The organism is Dickeya sp. Secpp 1600 (assembly GCF_003049805.1).
Classification (GTDB): Bacteria; Pseudomonadota; Gammaproteobacteria; order Enterobacterales; family Enterobacteriaceae; genus Dickeya; species Dickeya fangzhongdai.
Map to the genome: position 1 here is coordinate 3486875 of NZ_CP023484.1, position 14197 is coordinate 3501071.

The window sequence follows — 14197 nt, forward strand, 5'->3', positions numbered from 1 at the left end:
ACGCTGGTAACAAACTTGTAAGTGTTACCACTGTTACCAGTGACTATGCCTTACTGGTAACAGGTTTCCCCCTTGTCCTGCCTGTCTGTTACCAGTGTTACCTCTGTTACCTCAGAAAAATAAGATACGCGCGAGAATTACCCTAAAACGCTGCTGTTAAACTGGTACACCCGCTTGACGCCTATTTCTGGCAGGCGGATGTTTTTCTGTGTCCGGCTGGCATCATCCGGTAAGTCCAGATACCCCGCCCTGGCACACAACTGCGCCACCTTTTTGGCATCAAACCCCTGACAGATTTCTTTCCAGCCAGATGGCAGCACATAGAAAAGCGTGACGGCTTCTTCGCTGTGGACACCTTTCACCACCTGACGAAACCCCACCATATTGGACGGGCGACTTTGCTCGTTATGCCAGTCAGCAAAACGGCTAAACTGGTTGCGCGTCATAAAGGTTTTCACCTGCTCCAGTGCGGCCGCTTCTTCCTGATTGGCTGCATGACCACGATCAGCCATCCACGCCGCCAGGCAGCTTTTGGCCGCCTGCAATGCTTCCCCGGCAGGCCAACCGGTTATACCGGCTTGGGTTGCCAGCTCTCCGGCCATTGCCACCAGCGCAAAGCGCGTGACCGCCCTGCCCACCTGATTACCGGCATCCTGCGGCGTCATCTCGCGGGTGTAGGTCTTTAACAGGCTTTTGGCTTTGGCCGTCATACCGGGCAAATCCGCCGTCAGGTGATGCAGCCAGGCACGAAACGCCGTGCCGTGGTATTGCGTGACCGCCTGCTCTAAATGCTCGGCCAGCGCCTTGCCTCCGGCAAAACCGTGCAATGTTTCAAATACGCCGTATTTACCGGAATCACTGGGGATTTGTACCATCCGCACTTCAACCCCGGCATAGGTTCGCTCCCCGGCATTGGCGGCATGTTCCACCAGCGATAATTCTCCGGTAGACAAAAACAGCAGACACCAACGGCTGGTTTCCCTGACACTGCCGTCCGTTCTGGCCCGCGCTTTGCCCTGGCCGTTCGCCAGCATATAGGCGATATTTCCGGCTTCGCGCCCGTCCACTTCGCGGATTTCATCCAGCATCAGGGCGGCATCATTACGGCGGCTGGCGGTGCCTTCCAGCGCGTTGCCCGTCGCTCGCCAGGTATGCCAGTAATCCGCGCCGCCACAGACTGACGCTGCTACCTTCATGGTGGTGGTTTTGCCGTCCGTTGATTCCCCTTTCAGGTGATAACCACCGCCGCCGACACCGGCCAGTTTCAGCAGTGGTGCAGCAAAAGCCAGGCTAACTGCAAATGCAACACGGGCATTACCCACGCAATACCGTGCGACCTGTTCACGCCAGTCCGCCAGTGATCCGGCAGTACGAAAATCACGCCCCTGAACACAGGCCGTTTGTAGGATCACCGTATCCGCCTCATCGCCGATCACTTCGTCCTGCAACACGTATACCGCACCATGCCAGCCAGTTTTGTCTACACAGGTCACTTTGCGGTCAGGCTTGCACAACGAGATATATTCCATCAGGTGCGCCCGCGCCTGGCCGTTAGTGTTGATGTACGACAGCCCATTAACCAGCAGCACCCGGCGTAACTCTTCCCCGCTGCCGCCCAGCATTTCCATCGGCATCGCCCATTTTCTCTGGATGCCGTTGGTATCTTCCCACTCCAACAAGCGGCCGTAGTTGCTGCCGTCAATGTCACAGGTAATGGCCGTTACCCGCAGCGGGCTGCATATCTTGATATTACGAATTTCCACATCGCCATCGGACTTGTTCACCTGCTTGTCAAACCACAGATATTCCTGGGTAAGCCGGAACCCCTGCGGCAGACGGGTTTTACCTTTGCCATAAAGCACCATTTCCTCCCGAAAGGCTTCTTTGGCCCGTTCCGGGCCATGCTCCTGTCGAAAGTCATCCCAATCAGCTTTATGGCGCGTAGGGGGAAGTGTCACCCAGCCATCGACCGCTTTCGCAGCCTTCTCCGCCCACTGCCTGCCGGTGTTTTCTTTACCATCAATCAGGTCATTGTCACCGGCAATCACCAGCCGAACCTCCGGCCAGCGCAACCGGAACGCCTGCGCCACATTCAGCAGATTACTGGCGGCCACCGCCGCCACGGTGATCCCCTCCGTCATTGCGGCCACGGTTAACGCCGTGGCGTAGCCTTCGGTGATTGTCACCTGCTCCGGCATGGCTTCCGGCACCGACTGAACAGCAATAAATCCCCCGCTCAGTACCGAATTTGGCAACAGACGCTTATCCCCCGAAGGGCTAATCAGTTGAGCGCCGATAATCTGCCCGTGGATATCGCTCACCGGCAACAGCAGCGAACCGGTAGGAAAGGCCACACCGCCGCTACGTTGCTCGTTGCTAATCAGGGGCAAAGACTGCCCCGTTAACCCTTTACTGGTGAGATATACACTGTCGCCGGGTGTACTCTGCGCCCGCAACTGCCGATAAGTCGCCTGGAACAGACGGCGCTTTTCGGCATCATCAGCATCCTTTCTGGCGGGCGTATCGGCAGGCTGTTGCACCGCCGGTAACGACAGCACAGCGGCCACAGCATCAGCCGCGGTTTTCGCGTCATAACCATTGACCCGTTGCACCAGATCTAAGCCGTCACCATGCCCGCACTGATTACAGAACCAGGTGCCACGCCCCTGTTTATCATCAAACCGAAAACGATCAGACCCGCCGCATGTTGGGCAGGCTCCATGCCTGCCATTTCCCGGTACGCTTATCCCTAATGCCGGTAAAATCTGCACCCAGCGGCCATTGGCCGCCTTTACTGTCGATGACAATTGATGTTTATGCGTCACACGCGCCCCCTTCATCCGGCGATAGCGCTTCTGACATAAACGCATTATTGCTAACAGCATCATTGAGCTGTTCATGCACACATTCAAAGACCGCTGCCACGCTTTCTACATTGAGGGGTTGCGCCACCATACCGTCACGATCACGCAGTAGATCCGCCATTAATCCGGCAACCAGCATCGCCCGTTGAATTTTTTCATCACCACGCTGGGTGTAGGCACATGGGAAATGAGCGTTATTCATAGGCATCCTCCGGGTTATCAGGCTCCGGGGATTCATTAAGGCGATATAGCAGGTTCAGGCGTTCAGCCAGAATAAATATCAGGATCTCTCGCACTTCCGGCTGATCCAGTTCAATCAGGGCATAGGCCAGCGCACGACATTGATCAAGCGCTTCATCCAGTTCCAGCGGGGTATCGTTAAACATGGCGGCCTCCGATAACCGGCAAACGCCCTGCAAAGGCAAGAACATAATCACGCGCCAGTAAACGGCGGGCACACTGTTCATTGGGAGCCACCACGCTTTCACGGTGTGGTACGGCATTAATATCTGAACGGCGTACAGCCAGGAATAGAAAGACAAATTCAGGGTGAGTTTGGGTAGGGGTCGCAACCATAAAGGTAGCCTCCTGTAACTGGGTAAAATACCCACCACCTGAGTTCCTACACTGCGGGTGGTGGACTGAGCGGGGGTAGGAATACCGGCGTTACAGGAAACCGGCCAGCCCGAAGGCTGCCCCGCCCAGCCCACCATTGATTCTGCATGGCAAAAAGCCATTTCTGCTAGGTGTGCAAAAGCATCGACAATAAAAAAGACGCATGGCGCGTCTGGTGTCGCCTGTAAACGTTTCGGGTTCCTACGCCCGGTTGCCGATTTTGCGGCAACGCGAAAACTATACCCCGCGTTTTCTGGCGACAGCAAGCGGTTTTTATCCGAATTCCCATGATTGACGGGAAACGTTATCGCGTACATAGTCCTTCCTGTTCTCATGGATGAGACACTCCTGATACGTCAGAGATACCCGGTGCAACCACCGCACCGGGTATTTTTTGGCCCCGCCTCAGCCCCCGGAAATGGCGGCAAACCAGCCAGATGGCGACAACGAAAAATGACAAGGAACAGGCCGACTACAGTGGATCGGTTTCCCCCGACGCGAGAAATACGCTCGATTACGACTAAAACTCAGCCGGGATGTTCCTCCACTAGCTGGGCTGTCAGTAACAGCCAACCCACTGAGATAAAAACGCCCTTCTGACGGAAAATCCTCAGCGACTTCAATCGAGCAAAACAGTTTTTGCCCGTTCTCGTTGTAGCGCACCAATCTGGCCGTTGGCCGGATACGCACATATAAACGCATCTCCCCCTGATGGATTTCATGCCGGGCCGCCAGCACTTCCCCCAGGTTATCCGCATCACGCCGGTGCTCTTCCCAAATCAACGCGGTATAGAGCTTGGGATCGTAGGTTTGTGCCATATCGATAAGCCATTCCGGCTCAATGTAACGCCCGTCAATCGTTGCCCCTTGCGTGGCAACACAAAACCACCCCGTACTTAACTGTGAATCGTTCATCCCGTCCTCACTGCACTAACGTCACGGCGTTTTCATCAGCAGCGGCATATAAGTACCCATCCCCCAGCGCATAACCTTCATTACGCAAATAGCTATGCTCATAAACCTTGCGGTCATCGATAAAGGCCGCTCGGAAATAACGGGTATTCATCTGCGTGTAGACGTGCAAGTTGTCCAGTGTGGTGACAGCCAGGCGTTTTCCCGGCATAAACGGCGGTACAAAGGCAAAGCGCCCGGCTACAGAGCTGGTCGCCATCTGTGCAGCAGCCGTATCAGCAGGTTTGTCTGCCATCATGAACAGTCGTAACCGTTCCATTGCCGCCAGTTCTGCCCCGACCAACACCACCAGGCGCGGATCATCCCGAAAACCTTCTGGAATTTTTTCAGTGATTAAATGGTTTGCCAGTGCATCCAGATGGGGGAAATGCCCTCCCGGCCCCAACGTAAAGGCATCCGTCAGAACCTGAGAGCCGCCGTTGAACTGCTTGGCCAGCGCGTGCCAGCCCAGGTTGACATCCTGACCTCTGGGATATTTTTCGGGGCGGGTTTCCGGTGAAATGAAGGCACCATTAAAGCCGATGCGCAGGATATCCAATGCCATCACACGATCGAAGAAATCAGATACCACACGGGTAAAGTGTTCAATGCCTCCCAAATTGGCAATGGCAGACATCTGGTGATAACTGAGCGACGCGCACGTATCTGTTTCAACCAAAACATAAGGGGTGCCATTCACTGCCAGCGGTTTGTTAAAACGCCCGTTAAGACTGCGCCCGGTATGCAGGCTATTATCACCGAGCGTAATCGCCTGCCCGGCCCCGTCATCCACATCAAGCAAGGTAATGCCCTGCATCATCCAGCCCGATTCCATCAGCGCGATACGCAACTGTTTCTCAGCACCAGTCGAAATAGTAAAGCTGCCTTTTTCTTTATTAATAAATTGCACACCACGGGTAAAATTTCGATGAAACTCCCCCGCCAATGCCGGAGCATTAACGTGAATCATGGTTATTTCCTTTTTAAATGGAGTGATAAACTTGGTTAGATATCGCTTTTCATTAACCTTTGCTTTTTAGAAAAAGCAACTTTCCCAGGCAACATGGAATCTACATAATCGGCAACCGGCATTAATTGACGAAATAGCTCACCGTCAGCACTGTAATAACACCGGCATAATTCTGCTTTTTCAACACCGTGGTGATTTAACTCATATTTATCCGTAGGAGTACGGCAATGGTTTACTACTTTCTGAATAGCCGACTGTAATGCATCCATTGTTTTCCAGGCACTAATATGTGATTTTTCTTCCAACCCACTGGGGTGTAATGAAACCTGATAGGTATAAGCGGGCAACTCGATAATCGGTAGCTGTTCCATTACCTTATTTCTCAGCCCCTTGATACGCTTACTCAACATATCCTCAACCACCGGACGCAACAGCCCTAATAATCCCAGTCGTGCATTTAATACTAACCTGGCTCGTTCAGCGTTATCTTTCGCCCGTAATGCCTTATCCTGTGTTTGCCTTAATGCTTCTTTAAGTGACATATGCCATTTAGCTGCATCAAAAGCCCCCTGACTAAGATTGGTGAGCAGGCTCTCACACTGTACTTTTTCACGTTCGGCTTCCTGGCTGGCTTGGCGTGCCGCGTCGCAGATAGCCGTACCGCGCTCAACCAATGCGTTAATTTCTTCAGCGTCGCACCGATACCAGGGCGCACCATAGCCGGTCAGCATTTCAAACTCAGCTAACAATCGTTCCATTTTAAATAAACGATAAATCTCAATCACCCGAATAGCAAAACCACCATCACCGTGATCAGTTTCAAAAGGGATCGAAACATACGCCGCAATAATATTCATTGATGGGCTATGCTTACAAAAAGGAATTTTTTTCATTTCATGCTCTTTCTATTCTTCAAACTATCATTAATCCAATCATTAACCTCATGCTCCACCCATGCCACAGAGTTTTCTCCAATAGACACATTCAGTGGAAACAATCCTTCTTTCATTCGGCGGTAAAGTGTTGAACGCGGCAACCCTGTTTTTGATATCACATCCTTCAGACGGATTAGGCGCACGTCATTATTTTCATTAATAGATAAACTCATACATTCCCTTCCTCAAAATAAATACAATTAGACCATGTGAGAAAATCTCAGATTAGGTAAGAACCGGTTGGATGGATATAGAGTTACATCTTAACGCCACCATGTAAATATGCAGGATTTGTAACAAAGGCGTGTAAAATAGAATAACAGATCTTATTATTTTTGTTCTTACCACTCCTCACCTGTATTCACCATTATTCACCTATATTCAACAATTTGAAGCTCACGAAATAATCTTTTGTAAAGAAATGAAAATAACAAGAGAAATAGACAGAGTGCAGCCATGTCCTAATTCAGTAAGGCAGAATAAAATTTATCATAAATGCGTATAACTACACGTATAAAACAAAAAACCAAAACAAATAAAATACTTAAAATTCAATATTTTATTTATTAAATTCGATTCCTGCTGGGGACGCCAGTCAATTCAAAACCCCCTATATAAGCCTATCATTCATCTTTATATCGCCCCGTCACTCAGCACATTCCACCGTCTACGGCCTGGCATCGTGTCTGCAACCATAAATCAATCCGTCCCCCTGATACCGGCATTCGTCGCACACGGTTTACGCCAGCAACGGTGTGCGCCGTAAACCGTAAATAGGGAAAACGCGAAGAAATAGCATGTAATGCATGCCGCAAGGATGATTACAAAAGATGGAGGGAATTACAGATAGCCGGGCCATCCAGCCCGGCCGGAGGCATTAGCGGGAGCTGTCCACGCTGGCCTGCGTGAAGTTCGGGTAATCACCCGGTTTGCCGTTGTTCAGATTAGACAGGAAGTTGCCGTCCTTCATCGGGATATCAGCCGATTCGTAGTTGAAGGTATTCATCTTGTTGCGCATGTCCTGATTGCTGACGCCATCGCCATGCACCGAGTACCAGCTGACAATATCCGGCGTAACGAAAGTGTTGTAGGGGTTTTCCGCCTGCTCGCCTGATTTGGCAAAACGGAAAGCGTGGGTCAGCCCGCCGTCTTTATGGTACACAAACTTCAGGTGACCATTTTGCTTATCGAGGCTGGATGCGGCCGCCGTCGTCAGCTTACCGTGCGCGCTGTAGCTGCCGTGCGTCACGGCGCCGTTTTTGGTCCAGACCGCCGCATATTCCCAGTCGTGGCGATGACCGCTCTTGATGCCGGCCACAATCTGATCTTTCAGGAAGTAGAGCGCGTAAAAGTGGCCGCAGTAGCGGTTGCCGCCGTTATTGACGCAGGCGTAACGATGCAACGTGTTGGATTTGTCCAGAAACGTGGACCAGCGGCAACCGCCTGTCAGGCTGCCGGTCGGGTTAAGGCCGCCATTCTGTTTGCCGCTGCGGCTGATCCCGGCGCTGGGCAGACAACCGTCCGTATCGAAATCGAATACCGGCGCAATCGACGCGGCGTTAACGCCGGAAGGCAGCGCCTGATCCAGCTTGTCAAAATCATCGGCGTGAGCCGCAAACGCAATCCAAAGGGGGAGTGTTGCCAGAACAGCTGTCTTCTTAAAAAACATATCATCTCCTGTTTCTGTTTTACTTAATTAGGCGTCATGCCTGTAAGTGCTTTTAAAAAGCAAAAGAAAGATGGGTGGCTCATATTAATTACCACAATGACAACACCCATGTTACAACTGTGAATAAATACCAGCTCGAACATCTGGCTGGTCGGAAGCCATCATAACTGCTTTTTTAGTCAGGATTCAATCTTTAGCCAGAGCGGATTCTTATTATCCTAAATATAAATATCATAGTCGTTATTCGTTTCAAAAAACAAAACCAATGAATGATAGCGATATAAAATTATCACCTGTCAGAAGCAATATGCTTTGTCATCCATTTTTATCCCCACTTTTTTTCATACTATAAAAGGCTTTTTTCAGGAAACCAACAGCCTTTCCAGCAAAGGAGGATTCGCACCCAACGCCATCACTACGCCTTTAAAATTTCCAAATAACTCCCAAAAATCATGATTCCCGGCTTTGTTGTCTGCGTCGGGTATTGCTGCAGCGTTTCCCCAACAGTTTTATCGCGTTTTCTATCACCAGCCTGAAAATCTCCCAGCCATTTTCTATTAAAAGCGCTGATGAAGAAAAAATATTTTTGTCATCCCGATGATATAAAACCGCCATAAATCGCCGTTATAAATAAGACTCGACAGAACGCGCAGCAAGATATATCGACAATAAATAAAACGCATTAAAAAAACGAAGTATTTTCCGTTTAATAAAAAGATAATTTATTCCATGACGTTCATATCATTCGCATTACAATTATCTGCCCTCATTATGAGTTTCCTTTTTTTTATTGACTCTCCGGCATAGTATTTACCATTTCAACAGGCTAAGTTCGTTGTCGTGGGATCGTTTTCATTACGATTCCCACCGATTTCCCCTGTGAGCCGATTCGTGACAGTTCTTAAAAAAGTGCGTACAAATAAAACCAGCATATTTACTCCCCGATATATTCCTGCTTCGATACCACTACCACACTATTCCTATTCCAGCTCGGCGTTCTCGCCTTGCTCGCCAAAAACAAAGGAAAAACCATGAAAAAGCTGACTTTCAGCGCCAGCGCCCTGATGGCAGTGCTGGCGTTAACCGGCTGCACCACGCCCGCAACTCAGGATGCGCAGACAACGCTCGCCAACCAGTCGGTGCTGGCCCTGAACTGGTTCCAGCAATCGGGTGAATATCAGGCGTTATGCTATCAGGCGTTCAATACCGCGCGGATGGCGTTCGACGCGGCGCCGGCCAAGCCGGGCAAGAAAAAGACGGTAGTGGTCGATATCGACGAAACCATGCTGGACAACAGCGCCTACAGCGGCTGGCAGGCCAAAGAACATAAATCATTCAGCCCGCTCAGTTGGAACCGCTGGTCCCAGGCCCGTCAGGCGCTGGCCGTGCCGGGCGCGGTGGAGTTCGCCCGTTATGTCAACAGTCATGGCGGCCAGGTTTTTTATGTGTCCAACCGGCTGATTATCGAAGCCAGCGATACGCGTGACAACCTGGTCAAACTCGGTTTTCCGAACGTGAACGACCAGACGCTGTGGCTAAGCAAGGGCAACAGCAACAAGCAGGCGCGCTTTGATGATATCGCCGCTCAGGGCAATGACATTGTGCTGTACGTGGGGGATAACCTGAACGACTTCGGTGAGGCGACCTACCACAAGGACAATGCCGCACGTCGGGCATTCGTCAGCAATAATCAGGCGAAATTCGGTACGCAATTCATCGTACTGCCCAACCCGTTGTACGGCGATTGGGAAAGCGGCCTCAGCAGCGACTACAACAAGCTGACGCCGGAACAGAAACTGCAGGTGCGCGATCGGCAAATCCGTGCCTGGAACGGTCAGTAACCCGCTGCGTTACCCGCCGTTTATCACGCGAGACGTGTGAAGATCGCCGCCGCGCGGGTGGCTCGAAAGGATTGAAAAACGGGGCTTTCGCCCCGTTATTTCATTCTGACATCAGCGTGAATGCCGTTATCTATCCAGCACTTACTTAGCGTAAGCCGGGCGCTCGGTAATTTCCGGCACTGCCCCGGTCAGGTTAGCGCCGGATTGTCCGTCGCGAATCTCCGCGCCGGTCAGATAACCATAGAAGACGCCGCGCGATACCGACATATTCGCCTCTTGCGCATCGATATCCCCACGCAATTGGGCATCGCCTGATACCGCCAGCCCCGGAACGGTCAGGCCCAGCGCCCAGAACGCCGTATTAACCTGCGCGTTGTCCTTAATCACCGTATTATTCTGAATGATCGTCAGACCGCTGACGCGGGCGTTATCCGACACCGTACCGTTCAGCACGATCGCATGATCTTCAATGCGCGCGTTGCCCGACACCGTGCCGCCCAGCACTCTGGCGTACGGCCCGACATAAGCGCTTTCATCCACCTGCGCGCCGTCGGCTACCCAGCCGCCGCCGTTACGATGGCGATGACCGTTGGCGGTCGGCGTCGGCGCATTCGGCTGGCTGCCATCGGCCCAGGCGTTAGTCAGATCCACCGTCCACGGGTAGCGGTACAGCGAGTAGTAGGCCTGATCCCACTTAATTTTATGCATTTCCGTCGGGGTACCCATCACCACCAGATACAGGTTTTCACCTTTTTTGACGGAGAAGTTATTGACGGAAGCGCTGGCGCCGCGCTGCAACGCACTGTAGCGCGCTTTGCCGGACGCATTCACCGCCACCACGCCCCAACGCCAGTCGGAATCCGGCGATTGCAGCGTGGCCGGGTCGTTTTTCAGTCCGGGGAAACGATTCACCGCCGCCACGTTCTGCACCGCGCCGTTGAATTTCACGCTGATACGGCTGGCGCCGTTATCCGGGATCAACCGCACCACGTTGTAGCCCCAGCGTTGCGGCGCCTGTTCGAACAGTACGCCAAAACGCCGTGCGCCGGCGGTGTTGCTGACAGGATCCAGGGTTGCGGTACGCAGCAGACGGTATGACAGGCTGCTGTCGAGAGCCTGCGCCTCGTAACCGCCCAGAATGCGACGATAGACCGCTCCCTGGTTGTAGCCATCCGGATCGGTGTAATCCCAGCCGACATTGCGCAGCGCCCAGTCGCCGAAGAAATCATTCAGCTCGGACTGGCTCCAGCCCATGTTGCTTTTCAGCACGGAGAACGGATCCGCGGTCCCTTGTCCCGGCTCGCCCGCTTTCGGCGCGTTGGCCCACAGATCGTTCACCGCCTTATAGCCATAGCGGTTTTTCAGATTCTCCAGGAACAGCCAGCCGCCATAGCGGGTGCGCGTGGTGCCCAGATACAGATGCGGGTTATTGATCGCCTCTTCCGCGCTGCCGGTCAGGTTGTGGTGGATGTTGTCCATTTGATGGGTCATCCAGTCGGCATGCGCTTCCCAGAACCAGCCCATATAGTTGATGCTGTCCGGCGCGGTCGCCTGGAAACCACCGGTTTGCCCCTGCAGCGCATGCGCCAGTTCATGCGGCATCGCCCAATTGATCGACCAGTCGTTTTTCAGCTCTTCCGTGCCAATCCACATTCCCATGCTGCCGTTAGGCGCCAGGCCGCCGGTCAGCGCAAACGAAGGATCAAGGTGGACATTCGCCTTGAGTTTCACTTTGCTGTTGCAGTAGGGTTCGGGGAATTTGATCTGGTTGATGTACTTGTCCCAGGCCAGCTCCAGGCGCTTCGCCGCGACTTCAACATCCTTTATGTTCAGTTTGCCGGCATCGCTGTCTTTCCAGCGAAAGACAAAATGCGCGCTCTGGTACTTCACCGCCGGCATGTCGGTGGAAGCGTCCGCCTGCCAGTTGCCCGCCACGCAGGTTTCGTCGGCAAACGCCGGGGCGAACGTAAACAGGCCGCCGATAATCAGCGCGCCTTTGACCATCCGGGCCACGGTCCTTATGTGTGTCATAGCTTCATCCTTTACTTTTCCTTTGCGTATCATGGCTGACGGCGCATGGTTCCGTTTCACGCCGCCGCGCATGATGTCCCTGATAGAAAGGGAACCGGGTCGCCCCGTTCCCTTTTCATGCTGATGGCTTATTCAGCCGGTTATCATCTGGCGTAGGCCGGACGTTCGGTAACTTCCGGTACCGCGTCGGTCAGGTTGGCGCCGGCCCGGCTGTCCTTCACTTCATTCTCGTCAATGAAGCCGTAGAACACGCCTCTGGAGGTGGAAACGCCGCGAATCTCAGCATCGCCGCGCAGTTGCGCCGTGCCGGATACCACCACGCCGCGCTCGAAAGCGCCCGGTCCTTTGAACACCGTGTTAACCTGCGCGTTGTCCTTGATCACCGTGTCGCCCTGCACCACCGTCAGGCCGCTGACCCGGGCGTTGCCGGATACGGTGCCGCTCAGTACGGTGGCGTGATCTTCGATGCGGGCATAATCCAGCACCTTGCCGCCGATAACGCGAGCGTACGGCCCGACATAAGCGGTCGACGCCACTTCCGCGCCATTAGCCACCCAGCCGCCGCCGTTGCTGTGACGGCGACCATTGACGGTCGGCGTCGGCGCGTTCGGCTGCGAACCTTCCGCCCAGGCGTTGGTCAGATCCACCGTCCACGGGTAGCGGTACAGCGAGTAGTAGGCCTGATCCCAGGTAATCTGGTGCATTTGCGACGGCGAGCCCATCACCACCAGATACAACCCTTTGTCGGTCGATTTCACGGCGAAGTTGCTGATTTTGGCCGATGCGCCGCGTTGCAGCGCGCTGTAACGGCTCTTGCCGGCGGAGTCGATCGCCACCAACCCCCAGCGCCAGTCGGAATCCGGCTGGGTAAGGGAAACCGGATCGTTCTTCAGGCCCGGCAGGCTATTAACCGCCGGCGCGCTCTGCACTATGCCCTGGAACGACACGGTCACCTTGGTGGCGCCGCTATCCGGAATCAGGCGCACAATGTTGTAGCCCCAACGTTGCGGCGCCTGATCGAACGGCACGGCGAAGCGTCTCACGCCAGAGGCGCTGACCGGGTCCAGCGCCGTGGTGCGCAGCAGTTTATCGGCGTTGCCCTGCGACGGCGTCACCGCACCGTAACCGCCGTAAGTACGACGGTAGAAGCTACCGCGATCGTAACCATCAGGGTCGGTGTAATCCCAGTTGACGTTGCGCATCGCCCAGTCGCCGAAGAAGTCGTTCAACTCGGACTGGCTCCAGCCCATGTTGCTCTTCAGCACGCTGATCGGATCGGTGGTGTTCTGCTCGGCGCTGCCGATTTTTGGCGCTTTGGCCCACATGTCATTGACGGCGCTGTAACCGTAGCGGTTCTTCAGATGCTCCATGAACTGCCAGTTACAGTAACGATCGCGGGTCGAACCCAGATAGAGATGCGGATAGTTCACCAGCATGTCGGAACAATGCGCGGAAGTGCCGCGGTATTCGTCCAGTTGATGCGCCATCCAGTTGGCGTGAGATTCCCAAATCCAGCCAACGAAGTTTTGATTGCCGTAAGACTGGAAGCTGCCGGTCTGCCCCTGCAACGCGTGGGTAAACTCATGGGCTAAACCCCAGTGGTCAAGCAGCGCGCCGGGACCGATCCACATTCCCATGGTGCCGCCATCGGCAATCCCGCCGTTCAGGCCGAAGGACGGGTCGATATGAATATTCGCTTTGTACTTGACGGTCGCGTTGCAATACGGCTGCGGGAATTTGATCTGGTTGATGAATTTATCCCAAATCAGCTCCAGCTGTTTGCCCGCGGCAACCACGTCATTGCGGTTAACCTGACTGCTATTATTCCAACGAAAGGCAAAATGTTCGGTTTGATACTGTGCTGCCGGCATGTCACTGACGTTACTGACCTGCCAGTTCCCCGCCACACAGGTTTCATCCGCATAAGCGGCATTCGCCGCCAATAAACTGCCCGCGGCAAGCAGGCAGCGCCCCAGAGAAATATGCTTTCTTATCTGCGACATAAGTCCGTTTTCCGAGCATGATAATGATGGGTACGCCTTCTCACGATCCAATGAAAAGGAAAGCAAGCCTCCTGACACCGGACGTCAAAGGCAGCCTTAAGGTCTTCGTGACCTGTTTTGTACGAATATTGCTGTCTCTCCTAATGGATAGACACATTAATGTTATTACACTTTTTAATATCGTGATACAGAGATTTGAGTAATCACTGACAAAACTTCACATATCAGATCGCGCTTTTTACCTTAAAAAACCGATGAAATTACCCAATATAAAAAAACCAGCATGTATGACTGATAATTTTCGACTCAAAGAATTAT

The 14197-nt window shown here is 53.2% G+C and carries 11 protein-coding genes and 1 pseudogene; 1 reads left to right on the forward strand and 11 read right to left on the reverse strand.

Translation table 11 applies throughout. The annotated features are described in order from the left end of the window. Positions 1-137: 137 nt before the first annotated feature. The 9 genes and pseudogenes from CPA59_RS15440 to CPA59_RS15485 form a co-directional block, all read right to left on the reverse strand. Positions 138-2825, reverse strand: coding sequence for a DUF927 domain-containing protein (locus CPA59_RS15440; protein WP_255412233.1), 2688 nt, complete (start codon positions 2823-2825; stop codon positions 138-140). Beyond that, positions 2815-3066, reverse strand: coding sequence for a hypothetical protein (locus CPA59_RS15445; RefSeq protein WP_050569887.1), 252 nt, complete (start codon positions 3064-3066; stop codon positions 2815-2817). Before CPA59_RS15445 ends, CPA59_RS15440 begins: the two co-directional genes overlap by 11 nt. Positions 3067-3242: 176 nt before the next feature. Beyond that, positions 3243-3440, reverse strand: a complete 198-nt coding sequence (locus tag CPA59_RS23320; RefSeq protein ID WP_107760861.1) for a host cell division inhibitor Icd-like protein — start codon at positions 3438-3440, stop codon at positions 3243-3245. A 113-nt stretch (positions 3441-3553) separates the two neighbouring features. Further along, a pseudogene (locus CPA59_RS23325) lies at positions 3554-3814 on the reverse strand (ash family protein); the annotation flags it as partial. A 70-nt stretch (positions 3815-3884) separates the two neighbouring features. Next, on the reverse strand, positions 3885-4394 hold the full coding sequence (locus CPA59_RS15465; RefSeq protein ID WP_107759954.1) for a GPO family capsid scaffolding protein: 510 nt from the start codon (positions 4392-4394) through the stop codon (positions 3885-3887). 7 nt (positions 4395-4401) lie between these two features. After that, positions 4402-5400, reverse strand: a complete 999-nt coding sequence (locus CPA59_RS15470) for a P2 family phage major capsid protein (RefSeq protein ID WP_107759956.1) — start codon at positions 5398-5400, stop codon at positions 4402-4404. A 35-nt stretch (positions 5401-5435) separates the two neighbouring features. Further along, complete coding sequence (locus tag CPA59_RS15475) at positions 5436-6293, reverse strand: hypothetical protein (protein WP_255412234.1); 858 nt, start codon at positions 6291-6293, stop codon at positions 5436-5438. Further along, on the reverse strand, positions 6290-6508 hold the full coding sequence (locus CPA59_RS15480; protein WP_019844053.1) for an AlpA family transcriptional regulator: 219 nt from the start codon (positions 6506-6508) through the stop codon (positions 6290-6292). The genes CPA59_RS15475 and CPA59_RS15480 overlap by 4 nt, the downstream gene beginning before the upstream one ends. A gap of 704 nt (positions 6509-7212) precedes the next feature. Beyond that, a complete protein-coding gene (locus CPA59_RS15485) occupies positions 7213-8004 on the reverse strand; it encodes an NPP1 family protein (protein WP_038919688.1) in 792 nt (263 codons plus the stop codon). 1031 nt (positions 8005-9035) lie between these two features. Between CPA59_RS15485 and CPA59_RS15490 the strand changes: the two genes are divergently transcribed. Beyond that, positions 9036-9845 (forward strand): 5'-nucleotidase, lipoprotein e(P4) family, encoded by an 810-nt coding sequence (locus tag CPA59_RS15490; protein ID WP_038919689.1) that lies wholly within the window; start codon positions 9036-9038, stop codon positions 9843-9845. A 141-nt stretch (positions 9846-9986) separates the two neighbouring features. Here the strand turns inward: CPA59_RS15490 and CPA59_RS15495 are convergent, their stop codons facing one another. Continuing rightward, positions 9987-11876, reverse strand: a complete 1890-nt coding sequence (locus tag CPA59_RS15495) for an Svx/AvrXca family virulence/avirulence protein (protein ID WP_107760864.1) — start codon at positions 11874-11876, stop codon at positions 9987-9989. 143 nt (positions 11877-12019) lie between these two features. Then, the gene (locus tag CPA59_RS15500) at positions 12020-13879 is read right to left on the reverse strand and encodes an Svx/AvrXca family virulence/avirulence protein (RefSeq protein ID WP_107759960.1); all 1860 of its coding nucleotides are present in this window, start codon (positions 13877-13879) and stop codon (positions 12020-12022) included. Positions 13880-14197 lie beyond the last annotated feature (318 nt).